The 22991-nt window shown below is 45.4% G+C and carries 18 protein-coding genes; 11 read left to right on the forward strand and 7 right to left on the reverse strand.

Annotated elements, in window-relative coordinates; genetic code table 11:
- The first annotated feature begins 13 nt into the window (after positions 1-13).
- The 7 genes from murD to ftsZ all read left to right on the forward strand — a co-directional run bounded on the left by murD (position 14) and on the right by ftsZ (position 8727).
- Positions 14-1357 (forward strand): UDP-N-acetylmuramoyl-L-alanine--D-glutamate ligase, encoded by a 1344-nt coding sequence (gene murD, locus WG943_RS06685; protein WP_340407659.1) that lies wholly within the window; start codon positions 14-16, stop codon positions 1355-1357.
- Positions 1358-1382: 25 nt separating this feature from the next.
- Positions 1383-2555, forward strand: coding sequence for an FtsW/RodA/SpoVE family cell cycle protein (locus tag WG943_RS06690; protein WP_340407660.1), 1173 nt, complete (start codon positions 1383-1385; stop codon positions 2553-2555).
- Positions 2548-3660, forward strand: coding sequence for an undecaprenyldiphospho-muramoylpentapeptide beta-N-acetylglucosaminyltransferase (murG, locus tag WG943_RS06695; protein WP_340407661.1), 1113 nt, complete (start codon positions 2548-2550; stop codon positions 3658-3660). The genes WG943_RS06690 and murG overlap by 8 nt, the downstream gene beginning before the upstream one ends.
- Positions 3657-5066: a UDP-N-acetylmuramate--L-alanine ligase gene (gene murC, locus WG943_RS06700; protein WP_340407663.1), complete on the forward strand. Its 1410-nt coding sequence runs from the start codon at positions 3657-3659 to the stop codon at positions 5064-5066. The genes murG and murC overlap by 4 nt, the downstream gene beginning before the upstream one ends.
- Positions 5067-5166: 100 nt before the next feature.
- Positions 5167-5814, forward strand: a complete 648-nt coding sequence (locus WG943_RS06705; RefSeq protein WP_340407665.1) for a cell division protein FtsQ/DivIB — start codon at positions 5167-5169, stop codon at positions 5812-5814.
- Between the two features lie 10 nt (positions 5815-5824).
- On the forward strand, positions 5825-7135 hold the full coding sequence (gene ftsA, locus WG943_RS06710; protein WP_340407666.1) for a cell division protein FtsA: 1311 nt from the start codon (positions 5825-5827) through the stop codon (positions 7133-7135).
- Positions 7136-7161: 26 nt separating this feature from the next.
- Entirely contained in the window at positions 7162-8727 is a 1566-nt protein-coding gene (ftsZ, locus tag WG943_RS06715) for a cell division protein FtsZ (protein ID WP_340407667.1), read from the forward strand.
- Between the two features lie 93 nt (positions 8728-8820).
- Here ftsZ and WG943_RS06720 read toward each other — a convergent pair whose 3' ends face one another.
- The 4 genes from WG943_RS06720 to WG943_RS06735 form a co-directional block, all read right to left on the reverse strand.
- Positions 8821-9345: an NADPH-dependent FMN reductase gene (locus WG943_RS06720; protein ID WP_340407668.1), complete on the reverse strand. Its 525-nt coding sequence runs from the start codon at positions 9343-9345 to the stop codon at positions 8821-8823.
- Positions 9346-9486: 141 nt separating this feature from the next.
- The gene (locus WG943_RS06725) at positions 9487-10239 is read right to left on the reverse strand and encodes a succinate dehydrogenase/fumarate reductase iron-sulfur subunit (RefSeq protein ID WP_340407692.1); all 753 of its coding nucleotides are present in this window, start codon (positions 10237-10239) and stop codon (positions 9487-9489) included.
- A 126-nt stretch (positions 10240-10365) separates the two neighbouring features.
- Entirely contained in the window at positions 10366-12300 is a 1935-nt protein-coding gene (locus WG943_RS06730) for a fumarate reductase/succinate dehydrogenase flavoprotein subunit (RefSeq protein WP_340407669.1), read from the reverse strand.
- Between the two features lie 20 nt (positions 12301-12320).
- Positions 12321-13007 carry a succinate dehydrogenase cytochrome b subunit gene (locus WG943_RS06735; RefSeq protein WP_340407670.1) on the reverse strand — a complete coding sequence of 229 codons (687 nt, stop codon included), beginning with the start codon at positions 13005-13007 and terminating at the stop codon, positions 12321-12323.
- Positions 13008-13230: 223 nt separating this feature from the next.
- On the opposite strand from WG943_RS06735, the gene WG943_RS06740 reads away from it, so the two are divergent.
- The 3 genes from WG943_RS06740 (at position 13231) to fabD (ending at position 17416) form a co-directional block, all read left to right on the forward strand.
- A complete protein-coding gene (locus tag WG943_RS06740; RefSeq protein ID WP_340407671.1) occupies positions 13231-16005 on the forward strand; it encodes a T9SS type B sorting domain-containing protein in 2775 nt (924 codons plus the stop codon).
- Positions 16006-16008: 3 nt separating this feature from the next.
- Entirely contained in the window at positions 16009-16434 is a 426-nt protein-coding gene (locus WG943_RS06745) for a thiol-disulfide oxidoreductase DCC family protein (protein WP_340407672.1), read from the forward strand.
- A 103-nt stretch (positions 16435-16537) separates the two neighbouring features.
- The gene (gene fabD, locus WG943_RS06750; RefSeq protein WP_340407674.1) at positions 16538-17416 is read left to right on the forward strand and encodes an ACP S-malonyltransferase; all 879 of its coding nucleotides are present in this window, start codon (positions 16538-16540) and stop codon (positions 17414-17416) included.
- A gap of 92 nt (positions 17417-17508) precedes the next feature.
- On the opposite strand, the gene WG943_RS06755 is transcribed toward fabD, so the two are convergent.
- From WG943_RS06755 to WG943_RS06765, 3 genes are all read right to left on the reverse strand, one after another.
- Positions 17509-19968 (reverse strand): T9SS type A sorting domain-containing protein, encoded by a 2460-nt coding sequence (locus WG943_RS06755; protein WP_340407675.1) that lies wholly within the window; start codon positions 19966-19968, stop codon positions 17509-17511.
- A 220-nt stretch (positions 19969-20188) separates the two neighbouring features.
- Positions 20189-20833 (reverse strand): CatA-like O-acetyltransferase, encoded by a 645-nt coding sequence (locus tag WG943_RS06760; protein WP_340407676.1) that lies wholly within the window; start codon positions 20831-20833, stop codon positions 20189-20191.
- Positions 20808-21482, reverse strand: a complete 675-nt coding sequence (locus WG943_RS06765) for a Crp/Fnr family transcriptional regulator (RefSeq protein WP_340407677.1) — start codon at positions 21480-21482, stop codon at positions 20808-20810. The genes WG943_RS06760 and WG943_RS06765 overlap by 26 nt, the downstream gene beginning before the upstream one ends.
- 254 nt (positions 21483-21736) lie before the next feature.
- Between WG943_RS06765 and WG943_RS06770 the strand changes: the two genes are divergently transcribed.
- A complete protein-coding gene (locus WG943_RS06770) occupies positions 21737-22840 on the forward strand; it encodes a PepSY-associated TM helix domain-containing protein (RefSeq protein ID WP_340407679.1) in 1104 nt (367 codons plus the stop codon).
- Positions 22841-22991 lie beyond the last annotated feature (151 nt).

The raw sequence follows: 22991 nt of genomic DNA on the forward strand, positions 1-22991 counted from the left end.
AAGAATTAGAAAAATGAAGATAGCAATATTAGGAGCAGGTGAAAGTGGCGTAGGAGCTGCATTACTGGCACAGGCTAAGGGCATTGATGTGTTCGTGTCGGATATGGGCCAGATCAAAGATCAATACAAAGCCAAGCTAGCTACCGCTGCTATCCCGTTCGAAGAAGGAACTCATACTTTAGATAGAATTCTTGATGCTAACGAAATCATTAAAAGTCCTGGCATTCCTGATAAAGCTGCAGTTATACAAGAAGCAGCCAAAAAGAAGATACCTGTAATCTCTGAAATTGAATTTGCCGGCAGGTATACAGATGCCAAATTTATCTGTATTACTGGTACAAATGGTAAAACAACTACCACACTGCTTACTTATCACCTGTTAAAAAATGCTGGGCTAAACGTAGGTTTAGCGGGTAATATAGGAGAAAGTCTGGCAGAGAAAGTAGTAGAGAACAAGCACGAGTATTACGTGGTGGAGCTTAGTAGTTTCCAGCTGGACAACATGTATGATTTTAAAGCGCATGTAGCCGTACTTACTAACATCACACCGGACCACCTGGACCGCTACGATTATAGCATGGACAAGTATGCTGACTCTAAGCTTCGCATCACGCAGAACATGACGGGCAGCGACTTCTTTGTGTTTAATGCAGATGACGAGAACATTGCCAAAGCATTTGACTCAGCAAACTATGCAGGTACAACTGTTCCGTTCTCTTTACAAGGTGCAGCAGGTGCCAAGGTATACTTTGAAGACTCAAGTATAAAGGTTGATGCTAAATTCTATGAAGGCATGGTTAATACTTCTAAGTCTGGCCTGATTGGAAAGCATAACCAATATAATACCATGGCGGCAGTTGCGGTGGCAAAGTTACTGGGTGTAGAGGACGGAGCCATTGCAACGGCACTGGAAACATTTGAGAACGCAGAGCATCGCCTGCAACAAGTGGGCATAGCCAAAGAAGTTACCTACATCAACGACTCAAAAGCCACTAATGTAGAAGCTGTTTGGTATGCCTTGGAAGGTATAAAGCAGCCGATTGTATGGATAGCAGGTGGCGTGGACAAAGGAAACGATTACAACTCTCTTGTTGAACTTGCTCGTGAGAAAGTGAAAGTATTGGTGTGCTTAGGCAAAGATAATGAGAAGTTGAAGCAGGTATTCGGAAGGGTAGTGCCGATTATAGCAGAGACAACATCTATTGAGTATGCAGTGCGCCTTAGCCGCTCACTGGCTACTCCAGGGGACGTGGTATTGCTATCGCCGGCATGTGCAAGCTTCGACCTGTTTAACAATTACGAACACCGCGGCCAACGCTTTAAGGAGGCCGTTGAAAAGATAGTATTAAAAAAATAAACATAACCGATTTAGCCAAAGGTTTATGATAAAGCAGTGGTTACAGAAAAACCTGAAGGGAGATCCCGTACTTTGGGGTATCGTCCTGATGTTCTCGCTTATTAGCGTGGCGGTGGTGTATTCTGCCACTGGTACTCTTGCCTACAAAAAAATGGAGGGTAACACAGAGTATTTTCTACTCAAGCATTCTTCCCTTATTCTGGTAGGTTTGGGCTTTATGTGGTTCGCTCATAAAATTCCTTACAGATATTATTCTAGGCTTTCATTGTTTGCCCTGATACTATCGGTGCCACTGTTGTTGTTCACCTTTTTCTGGGGTTCAAACATAAACGAGGCTTCCCGATGGATTACAATACCAATCATTAATCAGACATTTCAACCTTCGGATTTGGCTAAGTTAGCCCTGATATCTTACCTGGCAAGTATGCTGGCAAAGGTGCAGCAGGAGCTCGAGAACTGGAAGAAGACGCTGGTACCTATGATGATCTGGACGGCTGGCATTTGTGGCTGTATAGCTCTTACCAATACATCTACGGCTATTTTGCTTTTTGCTACGTGCATGTTGTTAATGTTTATTGGTCGTGTGCCGATAAAATATCTGGCTGCTACCTTCCTGATTGTGTTTGTTTTCGGAAGCGGAATGTTGGCGGTAGGCCAGCGTCTGGAGACGGCTATTAGCCGGGTAGAGGATTTTATGGATCCTAATGAAACTGCTTTCCAGTTAGAGCAATCATATATCGCCATTGCAACAGGTGGTATAGTTGGTAAAGGCCCCGGAAACAGTGATCAACGTGATATTCTGCCTCACCCGTACTCTGATTTTATTTTTGCCATTATTCTGGAAGAGTATGGTCTGCTTGGAGGTGTGGTAGTACTGTTTTTATACCTGGCCCTACTTTATCGGGGGCTCGTAACGGTGGCCAATAGTACAGGGGCCTTCGGAGGCCTGCTTTCTGCCGGATTAAGTTTTAGCCTGGTGATACAAGGTATGATAAACATGGGTGTGGCTGTTGGACTAGGACCTATCACCGGATTGCCGCTACCTCTGCTAAGTATGGGTGGTACGTCTTTGATCTTTACAGGTATCTCGCTGGGAATTATACTTAGTGTAAGCCGAACCGACAGGCAAATTAACCAGGATGCAACAGCGGCATCTAATAAGATGCCATTAACCTCTAACGTGCCTGTAAATGCCTGAGCAGCATAAACCATATCGGGTGATCATAAGCGGTGGAGGCACCGGAGGGCATATTTACCCTGCTGTGGCCATTGCCAACCAGCTGAAGGCGATAGATCCGGAGGCCGAGATCCTGTTTGTGGGGGCCAAGGGACGCATGGAGATGACGAAGGTGCCGGAAGCAGGTTATAAAATCGTTGGGCTATGGATTAGTGGTATTCAACGCCGCCTAACACTGGATAACCTGTCGTTTCCGCTAAAGGTGTTGTCAAGTATAAAAGCATCGTACAAAATTATAAAGGAGTTTAATCCAGATGCTGTGGTGGGTGTGGGAGGTTATGCCAGCGGCCCATTATTGTATGCTGCTACTTCGCGTAAGATACCTGCCCTGATTCAGGAGCAAAATTCTTATGCCGGGATCACCAATAAACTCTTGTCTAAGCGAGTTGATAAAGTATGCGTGGCCTATCCGAACATGGAAGCTTTCTTTCCGGCTGATAAGCTAATATTAACAGGGAACCCTGTACGCAGTGATATCCTAGACAGTAACTCTAAACGTGAGGAGGCGCTGGCGCATTTTGGAATAGAAGCAGGCAAGAAAACAATACTGGTGATTGGTGGTAGCCTCGGAGCCAGAACCATTAACCAAAGTATAACTGCCGGTTTGGAGCAGATCGTACAGGCAGGATACCAACTAATCTGGCAGACAGGTAAAGCATTTTATCCGCAGGCACAGGAGCTGGAGCAGAAGTATATAGGAAGAGGTGTAAAAGCCTTCGATTTTATAAAGCGCATGGAGCTGGCGTACGCAGCTGCTGATGTGGTAATTTCAAGAGCGGGTGCTTTATCAATTTCAGAATTGTGCCTGGTTGGTAAGCCTGCAGTATTGGTGCCGTCGCCAAATGTAGCAGAAGACCATCAGACAAAAAACGCCATGGCTTTAGTACAACAGGATGCTGCCATACTTGTGCGTGACCAGAATTCGGGAGAGAAGCTGGTACAAACAGCGCTTCAACTGGCGCAGGACGAGCAGGAGCAGGCTAGATTAAGCCAGAACATACTTAAAATGGGCAAGCCAAATGCGGCAGCTGATATAGTAAACGAATTAATTAAGCTGATCAAGTGAAACTGGAGCAGTATACATATATCTACTTTTTAGGCATCGGCGGCATCGGTATGAGTGCGATTGCCCGTTGGTTTAATGCGAAAGGGTATCCTGTTTGGGGTTACGATAAAACCCGCACGCCACTAACTGAGGCGTTGGAGCAGGAAGGGATACGTGTGCACTACGAGGATGATGTTGCGCTACTGCCACAGGAAATACTTGATAATAAAGAGCAGACTCTGATAGTGCTAACGCCTGCCATACCTGCCGAGCATACAGAGTGGGCCTACCTAAAAGAGAGCGGCTATGCAATTAAAAAGCGTTCTGAAGTTTTAGGTATCATTACTTCAGGTGCCTTTACCATTGCAGTAGCTGGTACGCACGGTAAAACCACAACATCCTCTATTGTAACGCACCTGCTGCACCATGCTGGGGTAGACTGTTCTGCTTTTCTGGGTGGTATTGCTACTAATCTGAACTCAAACCTGCTGATTGGTACCGGTGAGGGAGGTAAAGAAACAGTAGTAGTAGAGGCCGACGAGTATGACCGTTCATTCCTGACACTGTTCCCCGATGTGGCTATTGTTACTTCTGCGGATCCTGACCACCTGGATATTTATGGGGATAAGGACGAGATGAATCGAACTTTCCAGAAATTTATTGGTCAGGTAAAGCCGGGAGGTTATCTTTTTATACATGAAGGTATAGATGCCCGCTTAATTGACTTAGTACAGGAAGGTGTGCAGGTAATAAAGTATGGCTTAGATAAGGGGGAGGCGCATGTACAGAACCTAAGTATAGATGGGCGTTGGTTTGAGTTCGATGCTTCCAGTCCGCTTGGCGATATAGCTGGTCTGCGTTTAGGCTTACCTGGTTTCCATAATGTAGAGAATACATTGGCTGCCATACTTGCTGCTCAGGTAATGCAGGTTAGCGCACAAAGTATAAAAGCTGGTGTAGAAAGTTATACTGGAGTTAAAAGGCGATTTGAGTTTATTTATGAAGGGCAGGGTAAAGTGTATATAGATGACTATGCACACCACCCGAAAGAGATTGAGGCATTTATGAAGTCGCTTCGTGCTTTGTACCCGAACAAGAAGATAAAAGTGCTATTTCAGCCACACCTATACACCCGCACCCGCGACTTTGCCCAAGAGTTTGCAGAGAGCTTGAGCGTGGCCGATGAGCTGGTGTTGCTGGACATTTATCCAGCTCGTGAAAAACCAATACCGGGGGTAACTTCGGAAATGATTTTGGAGCAGGTGACGTGCAGTAAAAAGCAAATATTGCACAAAGAAAATATAGTAGAAAATTTGCTTAAGAACAGCGATTTTGATGTGCTGGCAACAGTAGGAGCCGGTGATATTGACACATTGGTAAAGCCTATCAGAAATTTTTTAGAAAAAGAACGTCATGGGCTTGAATAGTAAAATAAAATCTTTAATTTTTGCAGGTTGTAGCATCATCACTATTGGTGCTCTTGCAGGTTTTGCTAATTCTAGGCAAAATGAAAAAATCTGTAAAAAAGTGTCAATAAATATTGATAATGAGTACAACAATTACTTTATTGGGGATAAGGAAGTACGGGGACTTTTAACCCGTGAAGGAGAACGAAAATTAGAAGGACTTCCGAACCGCAATATCGATCTTAAGAACCTGGAAAAGCGCATTGAGGCAAACAAATTTGTTAAAGATGCCGAAGTATACCGGGGACTAGACGGAAACGTTCATGTAAATGTAAAACAGAATAGGCCTATTGCTAGAATTATACGACCAGACCAAGATGTCTACATCGACGTGGAAGGTAACATACTTCCACTTTCAGACAGATACACAGCTCGTGTAATACCAATAACCGGATCAGCTTTATCAAGGTCTCTAAACAGCGAGTTCTTTAAGGACTCAACAGGACAGGCCTATACTTCCTTGCTGAAGTTCATTGAGAACGATCAGTTTTGGAAGGCTCAAATTGCCCAGATGCATATAGATGGGAGGGGCAAAATTTCACTTCTGCCGCAGGTAGGAGAGCACACAGTTGAATTTGGCAAACCTAACAAGGTGGAGCAGAAGTTCAGAAAACTGATGATCTTTTATAAAGAAGTGCTGCCTGTTGTAGGCTGGGACAAATATAAAAGAGTGAATGTAGAGTACGAAGATCAGATAATTTGCGAATAAATATACAGATATGCAGAACGACAAAATAGTAGTAGGCTTGGACATTGGCACAACCAAAGTTTGCGCACTTGTTGGTCGGAAAAATGAGTTTGGAAAGCTGGAGATACTGGGCATGGGCAAGGCCGTATCGGAGGGTGTGGTACGTGGAATGGTAAGCAACATCGACAAAACAGTTGAAGCTATCAAGAAAGCGATCCGTCAGGCCGAGGAGCAGTCAGGTATCAACATTGGGGTAGTGAACGTAGGGATTGCCGGTCAGCATATCAAGAGTTTACAGCACAATGGCAGCATTACACGCCAGGTTACAGACCACGAAATAACGGTTGAGGATGTTAACCGCCTTACTAACGATATGTACCGCCTGGTAACCCCTCCTGGCAGCGAGATCATTCACGTAATGCCGCAGGAGTACAAGGTAGATTACGAAGAGGGTATCACTGACCCGGTAGGTATGTCTGGTGTTAGGCTGGAGGGTAACTTTCATATTATCACAGCGCAATCAAATGCGATCAACAACATCAACAAATGTATTACCCGTGCCGGACTTGCAGTTGATCATTTGATATTGGAACCACTTGCCTCGTGCATGTCGGTACTAAGCGATGAGGAAAAAGAGGCTGGCGTAGTATTGGTTGATATAGGCGGCGGAACAACTGACTTAGCCATTTTTAAAGACAATATTATTCGCCATACGGCAGTTCTACCATTTGGAGGTAACATTATTACTTCTGATATTAAGCAAGGCTGCATGGTGATGCAAAACCAGGCAGAGCAGCTTAAAGTGAAGTTTGGGAAAGCAATAGCCGACGAAGCTTCTGATAATGAGATTGTTTCTATACCAGGCCTACGTGACAGAACACCCAAAGAGATATCTCTTAAAAACCTTGCCTACATTATAGAGGCAAGAATGGAGGAGATAGTCGAGCTTATTTACGCAGAAATTATGCGTTCTGGGTATGGTAACCATCTGGCAGCGGGTATTGTGATCACAGGTGGTGGTTCGCAGCTTCAAAATCTGGTACAGTTAGTGGAGTATATCACTGGCATGGATACACGTATTGGTTACCCTAATGAGCACTTAGGCAAATCAAAGATAGATGCCGTTAAAAGCCCAATGTATGCGACAAGTGTTGGCCTAGTGCTAGCTGGTTATCAGTCTATTGACCAGATGGCGGCAGGTTATACAGAGACACAACAAGAACAAATAGAGTATAAGAAACCAGTTCAGAAAGTAGCCAAAGAAAAAGAAAGCAACGGCGGTCTTTTCCAGATGATTAAAGGTTTCTTATCTGACGACATAGACAATAAACAAAGTTATTAACCCATAATCGAGCAGGAGAAATTAGCATGACTTCAATGTACACTTTTGACTTACCATCTAGCAGTAAGTCCATCATTAAGGTGATTGGCGTCGGGGGCGGTGGAAGCAACGCTGTTAACCACATGTATAGCCAAGGCATCAAAGATGTCGAGTTTATCATATGTAACACCGATGCACAAGCACTTAAAAGCAGCAGCGTTCCTACCAAACTTGCCATTGGGCAAAACCTGACCGAAGGTCTTGGAGCTGGTGCTAACCCTGAAAAGGGTAAACACGCCGCTCTAGAGAGCAAAGAAGAAATCCGTGAAATGCTAAGCTCCGACACCAAAATGGTGTTTATCACAGCTGGTATGGGTGGTGGTACCGGTACTGGTGCTGCTCCGGTTATTGCTAAAGTAGCCAAAGAATTGGGTATCCTGACAGTAGGTATCGTTACAGCTCCTTTTGCCTTTGAAGGCAAAAAGAAGAAAATCGCTGCCGAAAACGGGGTGAAAGAACTGAGCGAAAACTGCGACACGATCCTGGTCATCCTGAACGACAAGCTGCGCGAGATGTTCGGTAACCTTACCATCCGTGAGGCTTTCGCAAAAGCTGATAATGTGTTAACAACAGCTGCTAAGTCTATTGCTGAAATCATTACAGTTACAGCAGAGGTAAACGTGGACTTTGAAGACGTTAAAACGGTAATGAAAGACTCTGGCGCTGCAGTGATGGGTTCTGCGACTACAGAGGGCGAAGGCCGTGCTTTACGTGCTGCCGAAGAGGCGCTTTCTTCTCCGTTGCTTAACAATACTGATATTCACGGTGCTCAGAAAATTCTTCTTTCCATTATGTCTGGTGAGCAGGCAGAATTGGAAATGGATGAATTAACTGAAATCACTGAATACATCCAGGATAAAGCTGGCCAGGAGGCCGAGGTTATTTTCGGCCATGGTATCGACTCATCATTAGGTCAGAGCATTCGTGTTACAGTTATCGCCACTGGTTTTGCCAGCAGCGCTGACAGCATTATGGAGCCAAAGAAAACAGTGTTTGACCTGGAAAGCCAAAAAAAAATTGAAGTAGCAGAGCCTGCTAAAGTAGAAACTCCTGAAGTTGCCGCGTTTGTAGCTAAGCCAGTTGTTGCTCCTGTACCAACTCCTCAGGCACAGGTTCCTGCACAAGCGCCAGCCCCTGCACCACAGCAACCTGCTTATGAGCAGCCGCAACAGGCAGCACGTAGACCGGTAGAGCAGCCACAGGCACAGCCGCAGCGCACTATTTATACTTTGGATGCAAATGCACAGAATGATTTTTTCGGTTCTGTTTCCAGAGATGAAGACCGTGCTGCCAAAGAAGCTGACAGAATTTCGGAGGAGCGTGAGTTGATGCAGCGTCGTGCGGAAGAGCGTCGTGAGCGTCTTCGCATGTTAAGCTCTGAGATTACATCTGAGGCTATAAAAGAAAAGCTGGATGTTCCAGCATACCTGCGCCGGAATGTATCTCTTGAGAAGGTGTCACACTCATCTGAGCGTAACATTTCGCGCTTTAATTTAAATGATGATAATGAGATACTTGGCGATAATCGTTTCCTGCACGATAACGTTGACTAAGTAATCAGAAGTATAAAAACAGAAAGGGCCGCAATTTATGCGGCCCTTTCTGTTTTTATACTTTTTACTAAATACAAAGTATGACTTTATACTTTAAAACTTAATAAACTGCTCCACATGCTGCTCCAGCAGTTCTTGATATAATTCATTAGTGAGTTTAGTACCGTCAAAATTATTTTCAATATGTGCAAATTTGGGCTTCATGGCCATTATATGCATACCTAAATAATTAAGTATATCTGTAAGGTGGCTTAAAGAAAGACCGCTACCCTGCATTCCCGATGATAAGCCAATTAATGCGCCTTTCTTATCGCGAAAGGTATTAGGATAAGCCAAACCATCGATAAAAGCCTTCAGTACGCCAGGGAAAGAAGAGTTATATTCTGGTACCACAAACACAAACTTATCAGAACTTGCAATCATACTGCTTAGCTTGTTAAATGCTTCATTTTTGCCCACATTATCATAAAGAGCAGAGGTCGTAAAATCAGCAGGCAAATCAGCGAGATCCAGTATCTGGTAAGTTATACTGTGGGTATTAAGTAAATCAGCATACATGTTTACAACAGCCCTTGAGTTTGATGCAGGTCGGTTAGTGCCTGATATTAAAGTGATCATTGTGCGGTTTTATCTTTTCCTTTTTTAACACATAACGCGTGCTAAAGTTATACTTGGCTGCAAGTATACGGGATATGTTACAAAAGAAAAAGGCGAGGAGCTGTTGCCGCCTCGCCTTTTTTGTAAGTGAAAATTAGAGGATTATAAATTCTCAGACGTTGCCGTTGCTGAAATATACTCTCTTCTAAGTATAGCTATGTTTTCCAGAGATATACCTACAGGGCATTCTGCAGCACAAGAACCAATGTTTGTACAAGCGCCAAAGCCTTCGATATCCATCTGAGCTACCATGTTTTCTGCACGAGTTTTACGTTCTGCTTTACCCTGTGGCAACATGGCCAGCTGAGATACCTTAGCAGAAACGAACAGCATAGCAGAAGCATTTTTACATGCTGCCACACAAGCTCCGCACTGAATACAAGTTGCCGCGTCAAAAGCCTTATCAGCGATAGACTTTGGAATTGGAATAGCGTTTGCATCAGGAACACCACCTGTGTTAACAGATACATAACCACCAGCCTGCTGAATACGATCAAAAGCAGAACGGTCAACCACTAAGTCTTTATGCACTGGAAAAGCAGCAGCTCTCCAAGGCTCGATTGTGATGGTATCGCCGTCGTTAAAGTGGCGCATGTGCAGCTGGCAGGTAGTAGTGCCACGCTCAGGACCGTGTGCACGGCCGTTGATAAACAAGCTACACATACCACATATACCTTCGCGGCAGTCGTGGTCGAATGCGATTGGGTCTTCACCTCTACGAAGCAGGTCTTCGTTCAGCACGTCCAGCATCTCCAGGAAAGACATATCCGGAGATATACCTTTAATCGGATACGTAACCATAGAACCCGCTGCATCTTTATTTTTTTGGCGCCAAACCTTTAGTGTCAGGTCCATCGGTTTAGCATTTGGATTACTTCCAGCCATTTCTTTATTAATTACGAATTATGAATTCCGAATTACGAATTAGTTAAGGAGCATTTAGCACTCGATAATAATTTCTAATTCATAACTTCTAATTTTCTATTTATAGCTACGCTGTGTTAGCTTCACGTTCTCAAACTTCAACTCTTCCTTATGCAGGACAGGTTCGTTGCCTACACCTGTAAACTCCCAGGCTGCTACATAGGCAAAGTTCTCATCGTCACGAAGAGCTTCGTTTTCAGGAGTCTGATATTCCTCACGGAAGTGACCACCGCACGATTCGTTTCTGTGTAGAGCATCGTCCACCATTAGTTCGCCTAGCTCCAAGAAGTCAGCAACCCGGTTGGCTTTCTCAAGGGTGATGTTCAACTCCTCATTTACACCAACTACTTTCACATCTTGCCAGAACTCGTCGCGCAGTTTACGTATTTCCTGCTTAGCAAATTGCAGGCCTTCAGCATTACGGGCCATACCGCAGTAATCCCACATAATCTGGCCAAGTGCCTTATGGAAATCATCAACCGTACGTGTACCGTTTATGCCTAGTAGCCTGTTATTTTTCTCGATTACGGCAGCCTCAGCCTCTTTAAAGGCAGGGTGATCAGTACTTACTTTGTCGTAAGGTGTTTTTGCCAAGTAATCCCCAATAGTATAAGGAACTACAAAGTAACCGTCCGCAAGTCCCTGCATCAAAGCAGATGCACCTAGGCGGTTTGCACCGTGGTCAGAGAAGTTACACTCACCTGTAGCATATAAACCAGGGATGTTAGTCATTAGATTATAATCTACCCAAAGGCCACCCATAGTATAGTGTACAGCCGGGTAGATACGCATTGGTCTTTCGTATGGGTTCTCGTCTGTAATCTTAGCGTACATTTCAAATAAGTTACCATACTTAGCAGCGATAGCCGGCTGGCCTTCACGCTTAATGGCGTCTGCAAAATCAAGGTATACGGCAAGGCCAGATGAGCCTACACCACGTCCTTCGTCGCAAACTAGCTTGGCGTTACGAGATGCCACGTCGCGCGGTACCAGGTTACCAAAAGCAGGGTATTTGCGCTCTAGGTAGTAATCGCGGTCTTCTTCTTTAATGTCGTTTACTGTAATCTCGCCTTTTCTTAATCTCTCGGCAATCTCAACAGTTTTAGGTACCCAAACACGGCCATCATTACGAAGTGACTCAGACATCAGCGTAAGCTTAGACTGATAGCCACCTGATACCGGAATACAGGTTGGGTGAATCTGTGTATAGCAAGGGTTAGCGAACAATGCACCTTTCTTGTGTGCTCTCCAGGCAGCTGTGGCGTTAGAGCCCATTGCATTGGTAGAAAGGAAGAATACGTTACCGTAACCGCCTGTTGCCAACACAACTGCGTGTGCACTATGCGATTCGATCTTACCTGTGATCAGGTTACGAACCACAATACCACGCGCTTTGCCATCCACCATTACCAGGTCAAGCATTTCGGTGCGCGGGTACATTTTTACTTTACCGTAAGCAATCTGGCGATTAAGGGCAGAGTATGCACCTAAAAGCAGCTGCTGTCCTGTTTGGCCACGAGCGTAGAATGTACGCGACACCTGAGCGCCACCAAACGAACGGTTTGCCAACAAGCCGCCGTACTCACGTGCAAAAGGAACACCTTGTGCCACGCACTGGTCAATGATATCTACAGACACCTGAGCCAGACGGTAAACGTTTGCCTCACGTGCACGGTAGTCACCGCCCTTAACAGTGTCATAAAACAAACGGAAAATAGAGTCGCCGTCGTTCTGGTAGTTTTTAGCAGCGTTTATACCACCCTGCGCGGCAATAGAGTGCGCACGGCGTGGAGAATCCTGAAAGCAGAATGCTTTTACGTTATAGCCAAGCTCACCAAAAGTAGCCGCCGCAGACGCACCAGCCAAACCAGTACCAACAACAATAATATCGTATTTACGCTTGTTAGCTGGGTTTACCAGCTTCACATTAAATTTATGTTTATCCCACTTTTCAGCTAAGTTGCCTTCCGGGATTTTAGAATCTAGTATCATAGTAAACTATATCAGTTTAATTATAACTCAAAGAGAAAGAAGAAGTATAGCGGAATGATAGCAAATCCCAGGCAAATGATAACAGAGAAAGCATAGCCGAACTTCTGGATAAATGGAGTGTACTTTTTATGCGTTAAACCCAGCGACTGGAATGCGCTTTGGAAACCATGAATTAAGTGATAAGCCAATGCCACCATCGCTAATACATAAATGGCAACATACCACCAGATCTGGAACGACTGAACTACACGTAAATAAAGGTTGTCATACTCTACATCCTCTACTACAACACCTTCCAGGCCACCGAAACGAGCTGGCACAAAGAAGTTCCACAGGTGGATGATCAGGAATACAAGAATTACTGTGCCTAAAAGACCCATGTTGCGAGAAGACCAAGGGCTGTTTTCTCCCGGACGGTTTTCTGCGTATCCAACCGGACGAGCCACCTTGTTGCGGCGTGTTAGTACAATAGCATCATAAATATGGAAAAGGAATCCTAACAGCAGGACGATTTCCATAGTGCGGATAACAGGGTTTGTGCCCATGAAATGAGAATATACGTTGAAAGCTGCGCCTCCATCGTCCTTAAAAAGCTGCAGGTTACCAATCAGGTGTATCACCAGGAAAGAGCACAGGAAAAGACCCGTGATCGACATGATGATCTTGCGGCCGATTGTACTGGAAAACGTTTTAGTAAACCAATTCATCTGTATTAGTTAAAGGTTAATTAATTATGCGTTTTTAATTCTCAAAGGTACTAGCAGGGCCATTATAAAACAATTTTAGCTGAATATTTTGAATCAATCTAAATTGTAATGCGTAGGACAGAAAACCTTTACTATGTAAACCTACTTTTCTTCCATTTGTTGATAATAAAATTAAACTTTTTTAGTTTACTTTATAGCTTATTTACCGCCAAACCCTATTTATATGCCAAACAGTTTACGCAAATGGTATCTGCTGCATGGCGGTCTGTTGTGGGTGTTGATATTGTTGTTGGGAGCTTTAACCGAAGCACAGGCCACGCACATTAGAGCAGGAGATATTACTGCCAAACGGGATACTACACCCAATCCTAACCCGTTGCGCTTCTTTTTCACCATGAAAATTTACACGGATGCTCCGTCTAATGCCGAGGATCCTACCGTATTGATTTCGCAAGGTGACGGGACAACACTTACAATACCACGCATAGGACCCGAAATTCCGGTTGGCGACCCCGCTGACCAAGTAAATGTGGCCATTTACAGATGGGAGTATACTTACCGTTCTCCCGGCACCTATGTGGTTTCCTGGACAGGTATAAATCGTAATCCAAGCATACTCAATATCTCTCCACCTTCAGATCAGGTTACTTTCTTTATCTCCACTACCATCAACATCAACCCGCTTCGTGGCTTTAACAGTACACCAGTACTTACTGTGGCTCCTGTTGATTTAGCTGCAGTTGGTCGTGTTTATGTACACAACCCTGGTGCTTACGATGCTGATGGCGACAGTCTTGCTTTTAAGCTGAGGGTTCCGCAGCAGCGTGGCGGTTTAAATGCAAATCCATCAAACGTGCCTGGTTACGTGCTGCCTAACCTGGTAGCAGGCGGTTGCACCCAGGCCTCTGGTACGGGTAACTCTTTTCTGAGGATAGATGTACTGACTGGGCAGTTAACCTGGGATGCCCCCTGTTTAAGAGGAGAGTATAACGTAGCTTTTGTTGTGGAAGAGTGGCGGGTGTCGGCCAATGGAGCTGTAAAAATCGGGGAGGTGGTCCGGGATATGCAGATCATCGTGAAAGAAACCCCTAACCGCCCTCCGAAGTTAGAGCCAAAAGACACCTGCATTGTAGCAGGTACGACATTGAACGGTATTGTCCGGGCAACTGACCCTGACGGAGACTTTATCAGGTTGACAGCAAATGGTGGTATCATACCTCCGGCCACTTTCCGGCAAACAGTAAACAATGCCGGAACAGCTGCCGGAGCGTTTAGCTGGTCTACCACCTGTAACGACGTACGTGAGCGCCCTTACCAGGTAATCTTTAAGGCTGAAGACGTAAGGCCGCCTAACGAAACCAAGCTGGCAGATTTGCAGCCATGGAATATTACCGTAGTAGGTCCACCGCCAACTAACCTTGCCGTTATCAGTTCTAACAGAACAGTAACCGTTACCTGGGACCCCTACATTTGCCAAAATGCCTCTACCATCCGTATTTATCGCCGGGAAGGCCCATCTGGTTTTGTGCCTGACGTGTGCCAGACAGGCGTGCCTGCCAGCACCGGCTATGTATTAATAGCAGAAGTAGGAGCCGATGAAACAAGCTACACCGACAATAACAATGGAGCAGGTTTAAAGGCAGGGGCAGAGTATTGCTACATCATTTATGCAGAGTTCCCTGGTCCGGCACGAGGCAAAAGTATAGCCTCCAACGAGGCCTGTGTTGCCATAGAGCAGGACATCCCTTATCTGACAAATGTTACCGTAGAAAGAACTGATGCAAAAAACGGTGCGATTAGAGTTAGATGGACTCAGCCGCGTGATGTATCTAGATTGACGCAGCCACTGGAGTACCGCCTGTACCGCAGAGTAGGCATGCAAACCGGCAATGACTTTGTAGAGGTGAAACGCACCCGCAACATGGCCGATACTACCTTTTTTGATGAAGGACTTAACACGGTTGAAAACGCCTACCGCTACCGCCTGGAGTTCTACCAGGCTGCTACAGCTGGGGCAGCACCTACTGAGTTGCGCGATAGTACAGAGGCCTCCAGTGTGTTCCTGACGTTAACCCTAGCTACTGGAGACCAGAAGGAGATCGCCTTAAACTGGACTTACAATGTACCTTGGGATAACCAGGTGCGCAGGCATATAATCTATCGTCAGGTTAACGGCACTTTTGTACCGATTGATAGCGTAACAGCCACAGCTACCAGCGGCACTTACACTGACCGCGGTACATTTGGCGGCACCGAACTGCAGCGTGGCACCGAATACTGCTATTATGTACAAACGGTGGGAGCCTACGAAGTGAAAGAGGTTATAGCGCCGCTGCGCAACAATAGCCAGCAAGTTTGTGCCACTTTGCCAAAGATAGTATGTGCTCCGGTGCTAAGTATAGAGCAGCTTGACTGTGCAGCCTTCAGCCAGAACCCAACACAGCCGCCTTACCAAAACGTGCTCTCGTGGGTGCCGCAGATTACCGGCGACTGTACCGATGAGATTGACTTTTACACTGTATACTTCAAACCAACTGATGATGCAGAGTATACCCAATTGGCTACTACAAAAGAGACCACCTTTACACATGAGGGGCTGCAGTCCTTTGCCGGTTGTTATGTAGTTACAGCTACAGATGTACTGGGGCGCCAAAGCCCGGTGAGCAATGAGGTGTGCAACGATAACTGTATCACGTTTATACTTCCTAACATTATTACACCGAACGGCGACGGCCTAAACGATGTGTTCCGGCCTGACAAGCGGGCAGCCTTTATCAAGAGCATGAAGTTTAAGGTGTTTAACCGCTGGGGCGTGTTGGTATTCGAGAAATCTGCCACAACCGGTGACGATGTGTTTATTAACTGGCCAGGCGTGGATAATGACGGCAACCGCCTGTCTGATGGCATATACTATTACGAGGCAGAAGTGGAGTTCTTCACCAGAAATCCGGCCGAGTCGCGTAAGAAGTATAAAGGTTGGGTAGAGATAGTCAGATAATACATGGTACAAGATAATATAGCAGAGCTTAGCAAAAGAGCCATCGTGTTTTACGATGGCTCTTGCGGCTTTTGCCAGGCAAGCGTACAACTGGTGTTAAAGTATAACAAACATCAGAATTTATACTTTGCACCCTTGCAGTCAGATTTGCTGCAAACGCTTGTGCCCGGCACCCAGTTACCCGATCCGCTGCCGGATTCCATACTTTTTTGGGAGGGTGGCAAGCTTTATACAGAGTCGGAGGCTGCATTGCGAATTGCCCGTCACCTTAATTTTCCGCTTTCTATACTTTACTATTTCCGGTTTATTCCTTTATCTTTCCGCGATTTTGTATACCGCTTTATAGCCCGGAACCGCTACAGAATTGCAGGCCGCACAGACAGCTGCATGTTGCCAAGCCCTGCACAGCGGGCCAGGTTTGTAGGGTAGTTAAATTGTTGGTTATTGTATATGTGTAGCATAGCAATTTAGCCATTCAACAATTTAACCTTTTAGAAATCAACAATCAGCAATCAAATTATTATACTATAAAATGAAGAAAGCATACGTTTTCCCGGGACAGGGCTCTCAGTTTGTGGGTATGGGTAAGGACTTGTATGAGCAGCACGAAGAAGCGCGTCAGCTGTTCGACAAAGCAAACGAGATCCTGGGTTTTAACATCACCGAGATCATGTTCAACGGCACCGACGAGGAACTGAAACAGACAAAAGTAACACAGCCTGCTATTTTCCTGCACTCTGTGGCGCAGGCAGCCGTAGCAAAGGATTTTGCTCCTGACATGGTAGCTGGTCACTCTCTGGGTGAGTTCTCTGCTTTGGTTGCCAGCAAAGTATTAAGCTTTGAAGATGGTTTGCGTTTAGTTTCTAAAAGAGCATTAGCGATGCAGGCTGCCTGCGAGGCCAATCCATCTACAATGGCGGCCATACTTGGCTTAGAGGATGAGAAGGTAGAGGAAGTATGTGCATCAATAGATGAGGTAGTAGTGGCAGCTAACTATAACTGCCCGGGCCAACTGGTAATCTCTGGCTCAAACAAAGGCATCGAAATTGCCTGCGAGAAAATGAAAGAGGCCGGTGCTAAGCGTGCGTTGCCGCTTCCGGTAGGAGGTGCGTTCCACTCACCGCTGATGAAGCCTGCCGAGGAAGAACTGGCAAAAGCTATCAACGAAACTACATTCAGCCAAGGTATTTGCCCAATCTACCAGAACGTAGATGCCAAACCGCACACCGATCCTACAGAGATCAAAGAAAACCTGATCAAGCAACTTACCGCCCCTGTTCGCTGGACGCAGTCGGTGCAGCAGATGCTGGCTGACGGCGCTACACATTTTGTAGAGTGCGGACCGGGTAAAGTACTGCAAGGCCTTGTGAAGAAGATTGAGCGTACTGCTGAGGTAAGCTCAGTAGAATAATCTTAACTTTATCAAAGTATAAATGCCCTCCCTGGCTGTGTGCCGGCGAGGGCATTTATACTTTAGAAGGAGCTCTTTTAATTGTCTATTTATTAGTTCTTGATAAACCTGAATACTTTTTTGCCTGCAGCAGACTCAACATGCAGCAAGTATAAACCAGCCGGCAAGGCTTCGATATTCATAGTGGCTGGGCCTGTTGTTGTAATGTTGCTACGCATGTACTCTGTACCACGGCTATCAAGTATTCGCCAGTTTCCTGCTATATCCTCGGTGTTAAAATCAATGGCAATATTGCTAGAGGCAGGGTTAGGGTAAACAAATTGCTTTGCATCTGCTACACTATTCTGGATACCAGCTATCGTAGTCATTGGTTTGATTTCGGAGCTGCCTAGTGTTACAGTAAGGAGGTCGTCGTGTTCCAGCAGCAGCGCGTAGCCGTTTATATGCATAAAAATGCCAATCTGCTCACCTTCTGTTAAATCAAGGCCATACTCTGTTAGCTTCGGTATTTGCAACTGGAAACTTACTTGGGTAGGCGACAAACGATTGTTAAGCTCAAAGCCAGTTTGTGACAGTTCTGTAATAATGAAATCCTGATAATCTCCGGGCGGCACAGAAGCAGCATCAAAAAGCCTGATACTGACAATGCCGCTGTTGTTGAACACTAGCCAGATATTGTCTTTGCCATGAAACATCCCATCATTATTCCCATCTATTAAAATCTCCACTTCGTTAAAATTACCTGGTATTCTGGCTCCTAAGTATAAATTGTTTTCTGAGTATGCCAAGTGAAAAGAGGCACTATCAGCGGGGTTGCGGTTAAAGAAGTAATTGCCTGCAACTGGCCACTCGGTTATACTTTGGTCGATCGATAAGTTGGATACTTTAGGCACTGTAGTTTTGATAGGGTAGAGGGGCTCTGGGTCGGTTGCATCTGGTAGGCCATCTCCATCTGTATCGGCACTTAGTGGGTTAGAAGGAGTAAAGATACCTATCATGGCTTCCTGCAGGTCAGTTAGGCCATCGCCGTCTGTATCAACCCTTGCAGAGCTACTGCCATACCTTGCTTCATCAAAAGGCACATTGGGTTCATTATCAGGTATCGTGTCAGTGTCGGCGTCTAAAGCTGTCCTTATTTTGCCCCAGTTGCCATTATTTGAGAGGTCAAACCAATCCTGGCGGTCCCAGTTAAGCACTATTTCCCTGTTCAGGTCCCAGTTACCACCGCTGCGTGGCACATACTCACCCATCGCTCTTGCTGCACCTGGGTGGTTGTGCGGATATTCCGGGTGGCCCGACGAAACAAACATAGCATCCAGAATATGGTGGAACTCATGCACAAAGAACCAGGAAAACAGATAATGCTCTTCCCACCACGGCACCTGGAAGTAGCTGCCTCTTCCCAAAATATTGTTAGTGCCCCAGGCATAGGCACCACCTCCTCTCACCACTGCACCAACGGCATCAAACGAGTCTACCGGAAAACCGCGGGCTCTAAGGTCTGCATCTACTTCATGCGGAAAAACATAGCCATTTTCATGCACACGTTCGAGTTCCTCCTCAATTACATACACTGTCCATTTCAGGTTGAAAGTCATGTATGATTGGCGCCAGTAAAACTTGTTTGTTTCTTCGAGTGCTTTGGCCAGAGAATCAGGGTAAGAATCTGGTATTGTCCCGCCGTTTGTGTTTTTGTAGACAACTACCAGGTTATTAAGTTCTACATAAGAAGTATAAGCAGGTTCTGCTGGAGTTTCTTCAACAGTGAATGTAATAGTGCGCGATGGCCCTGCTGCGCCTATGGCATTGTCGGCTGCGTAGGCAGTGGCTGTAAGCGTGTAGGTTCCGGTGTCAGGTGTCCAAGCGTTGTAGTCTCCGTCTGTATCGCCATGCAGGGCATAGGGAAATTCATCCTCTATCCTGAAGTTCTCATTTTCATTCAGGCCGAATTTTACACTTTCCGCCAGTTGCCACCCTACATCAGCCCGAATATTTAATTGTTTAGATGGGAGGGAATCGAGGTTAAGTATAGCACCATCCGATAATTCCATTATGTCTTCATCTGTGGTGGCATCAACAAGTATAAACTTTGTCTCTGGTATGGCCTCGGGTAGAACAGTAAGCTGAATGGAGAGCTGTTGGCCCCTTTTACCAATTGGTATAATGTATCTGTAAGGTGTGGCTGTAATCGTGTAGGAGCCTGTTTTCGGTAGCCAATTGGCGTAGTTGCCTTTCCTGTCTCCGCCTACTGTATAAGGGGAGGTGTTATCGAACCTGATTTGGCGGCCTTTTTCGCTGGTGCTTACAATAACTACACTTCGCACTCTTCCTTCGGTGTTAATACGGATGTTATAGGGAGTGCCGGCAGTAATGGTGTCGTTTGCCTTAAGTAATCGAATGTCATTGCCTGTTTCAGGGTCAACGAGTGTAAAGGCTTGAACGTTACCTACTGTTCTGGTAGATCTAAAAAGCTCAGTAATAAGGTTGGAGGCTGCATAACTCTTAGTGCTAAGGAGCAGCATCCATAGCAAAAGTATGGTAAATGTTTTCATAGAAGTTGTGGGTTTGGCAGATGGTTAACATAGAAAGCATAAATAAAGCAGTCACAAACTGTCGTGGTAGGGTTATTATAAATATATTTATTATTAATATGCTTATACGTTTTTGATAAGCGTTAGTAAGACCTATAAAGTATAAACACAGCCCTTTACCAGAAAAAGCTGTGTTTATACTTTGTTAAACCACCCGGTGTGGCAGGAAGCAAGTTTGTGCTTAGTAGAGCATACTCGCCTTCATATTCTCTAAGAACAGGTGTATGTGGTAACCATCTACCAGCGCATGATGCACCCGCACGCTCATCGGAAGTATAACCCTATCCTCCCTAAACTCCAGCATCCCGAAAGCCAGCTTCGGGATAGAGTCGTCTGGCTGATCGATATGTGCGTGTTCCATACCTTTTAGCGGAAACCAGGGTAAGGTAGTGGCGTGTACTAAGTCAGGGCCATTGTAGCCAGAGAACAGCCTGTTGCTCTTTTTCACTTCAGCTACAATTTCAGAGGCCTGCTTGCAAAAAGTATGGATATCGGTGTGGTGCGGCAGGTGTACAAACGACACGGTTTTGTTGTCCTTTAGTACGGTAGTGGAAATGTCCACGGCTTCATACTTTACCACGTTTTCGCCTTCCAGCCTTAACAAGAAATTTTCTGTGGCGCGCACTCCTGCGGTTGCAGCGTGCAGGTAGGCCAGAAACACTGATAGCTTCTCCTGCTTGGCATACCGGTAAAGGCTGGTGATGTCTACTTCGGTGTGTACGTTAAAGAACGGTTGCGTAAAGGCTTTGAAGAAGTGAAAATGTTCCTCCCGTTCCCAGCCTTTTGTTTCGAAGTGGGTTTTACTGTATTGTGTTTTCGTATGCATGTATTTTGTGCTGCAGCTGCTGCAGGTTTATTTCTTTTATAATCGTTTGCTGTGTTCTAATAATTTGCTCCTCCTCAAGTTGTGCCAGCAGTCTGTTTAGGTTTCGGGTTGAGGTGCCGAGTGCTTCCGCCAGCAAAGCTTTGGAAATTTGAAGTTCATTCAGTTTCGAAAACTCCCGGAGCACGATCATCAGCGAGTAAAACAACTTGTTTGTGCTTTGGATGGCTGCTTTGTGGGAGGTATTTAGTAGTTTAGAGATGACATTTCGATGGATGAGCAAGTTAAAGTCTGGCTCCTGCGAAAGCATTTTCAAGAATTGTTGCGGCGTTATCTTCCATAAAGTACAGCTTGTAATAGTCTCTACAGTGCCAAAGTGAGGCATCTCCATTATAGCCTCCACATCTCCCAGCACTTCGCCTCTATCAAAAATACCTAAAGAGTAAGCCTGCCCCAGCGATGTTGTGCGCACCACCTTCACCAACCCCGACTGAAGTATAAATATGCTGTGCGATGAAGTGTTTTGTTTTAGCAGCTGGTACTGCGGGGCGTACTGCACTTCAGCAACTTCATACTTTTGCAGTTGCAGGCGGTGGGTTTGCATGTACTGCGTTATGGCAGCCCTGTACTCGGTTAATAGTTGCTCTTGCATGTTACAAAGGTAAGGCATACTGCCATAGCCCCGAAAGGACATTTGTCCGGTGCCGCTAATTTTCCGGTAAAAGTGCAGCGGCAGGTATTGAGGTGTGTAAAGAAAAATTTTAGTAAATCTATTTAGATTAATTCCAGATAGTGTTTGAGCTTTACACTTTTACATGTAGCTTTGCCGGCCATTCATCTCGTGCAGGTGGAGGCGGGTAATTACTAGTAACAACAGGTTTTAAATAAGCGGGAAGTACAGAATACGTGAAAAAGCGGGTAAAAAAGACATATGCCATACACCATTGGCTGGGCCTTGTGGCTGGGCTTTTCCTGCTTATTTCAAGTATAACCGGTTCGGTGCTGGTGTTTCACCATGATATTGATCACGCACAATTTAAACACCTTTCCGCTTTAACCGCTCCAGCCTCAGCAATTAAGATCGATAACTCTTTTGAGCGCATCAGGCAGGAAAATCCAGAAAGCGATATTAGGATGCCGGAACTGCCTGAAAATCCAAACCAGGCACTAAAGTATGAGATTCGCAAGGGCAGTAGCCGCAAGTGGCTTTTCGTGCACCCCGAAACAGGACAGACGTTGGCTACTGTAGATCGTGCTGATAAACGCCTGGTGCACGTGCTGCTGGACCTGCACTACAATTTGCTATCGGGCACACCAGGTAAGATTATTGTGCTGCTGGGTGGTCTTTCGCTTATAGTTCTTACTATAACCGGATTTCTGCTTTACCGCAAATCAATAGTTAAAGTGCTCTCTTTTAGGCAACTGGTTTCATTTAAAAGCAGGAGGTCCTTTTTCTCAAGTCTGCACCGGGTGGTGGGAGTGTGGAGCCTTGTATTTAACCTGTTTATAAGTATAACAGGCACCTGGGTTGCCTATACCATTGTAGAATATGCGTTATCTCCGGCTGCAACCGCAGTTGCCGATGTGCAGCCAGCTACTGTGTCAGTAGACGAGGCAATCCGTCAAGTGAGGGCAAATCATCCTGAGTTTGAGGTAAACTACCTGCGCTTTGCCGGCGGCACACTTTCCGTGTTGGGCAGGCACTACCAAGATCCATCTTATTATGGGCGTACCTATAGCAACATACAAGTAGATTTAAGCACAGGAGAGATTAAGAACGTGAATATGCTGCGTGACCAGCCCTGGTACAAACGCCTGCTTACTGCTTTTAAACCGCTGCACTTCGGTGACTATGCTGGTATCTGGGTAAAACTGCTTTACTGCTTCTTTGGTATAATGCCCGGTATTCTGGCTGTTTCGGGTTTTATAGTTTGGAGGCTACGTAAGAACAAACCTGCCTTTAAGGCACCCCGCAAAAAAGTAAACAAACTTTATACTTCTCAAGCCTGATACATTAGTTCACCTTAATCTTTTAGCGTTAGTCCGTTAGCTAATTTGTATAGACAAAAGGTGCTATAACCTCCTCCTGCACCATTTACTGCCACTTTTTTAGGCTTACCTGCCACATATTTAAAAAATATATATGTTTATTTGGAATGAT

The organism is Pontibacter sp. H249 (genome assembly GCF_037892465.1).
In the GTDB taxonomy this organism is placed as follows: Bacteria; Bacteroidota; Bacteroidia; order Cytophagales; family Hymenobacteraceae; genus Pontibacter.